Source organism: Psychrobacter faecalis (genome assembly GCF_016107575.1).
GTDB lineage: Bacteria > Pseudomonadota > Gammaproteobacteria > Pseudomonadales > Moraxellaceae > Psychrobacter > Psychrobacter faecalis.
This window is the reverse complement of record NZ_JABAST010000086.1, coordinates 1-789: the sequence shown is the minus strand read 5'-3', so window position 1 is coordinate 789 and position 789 is coordinate 1. Positions and strand designations below refer to the sequence as shown.

Sequence of the window (789 nt, the reverse complement as noted above, 5' to 3'; positions counted from 1 at the left end):
TGGCAGAACCGGCCGTTAAGCAGTGTTTATCCTATCGTCTATTTGGACTGCATCGTCGTTAAGGTACGCCAAGACAAGCAGATCATCAACAAGGCGATCTATCTGGCGCTAGGCGTGGGACTTGATGGCAAAAAAGAGCTGCTTGGCATGTGGCTATCAGAGAATGAGGGCGCTAAGTTCTGGCTAGGTGTTCTCACTGAACTACAAAACCGCGGGGTACAAGATATCCTCATTGCCTGTGTCGACGGCTTAAAGGGCTTCCCTGATGCCATTAACACCGTCTACCCCAACGCTCAGGTTCAGCTGTGTATCGTACACATGCTGCGTTACTCAATGAAGTTCGTACCGTGGACAGATAAGAAGGCAATAGCCGCTGATTTAAAGGCCATCTACGGCGCTGATACGCTTGAGATGGCAGAGGCCAATCTTGAACACTTTGATGAGGTATGGGGCGAGAAATACCCGCACGTGGTTAAGTCTTGGCGTAATAACTGGGAGGGCTTAACGGTATTCTTTGGTTACCCTAAAGACATTAGAAAAGTCATATATACCACCAATGCTATTGAGTCATTAAACAGCGTGATTCGGACAGCGGTGAATAAGCGTAAGGTGTTCCCATCTGATCAGGCAGCATTCAAAGTGGTGTACTTAGCCACCCAGCAGGCGTCGTCAAGGTGGTCGATGCCAATCCGTAACTGGACGTCTGCTCTGAATCGTTTTATGATTATGTTTGATGACCGTATCAGTAAGCATTTAATCTAAATGGCAGTTACACAGAATTCGGGATGG

General features: G+C 47.7%; 1 protein-coding gene. It reads left to right on the top strand.

Annotation, left to right across the window (positions count from 1 at the left end; all coding sequences use genetic code 11):
• Positions 1 to 762, top strand: a 762-nt coding sequence (locus JFC07_RS13025; protein WP_198329225.1) for an IS256 family transposase, incomplete at its 5' end; no start/stop codon positions are given.
• Between the last annotated feature and the right edge of the window lie 27 nt (positions 763 to 789).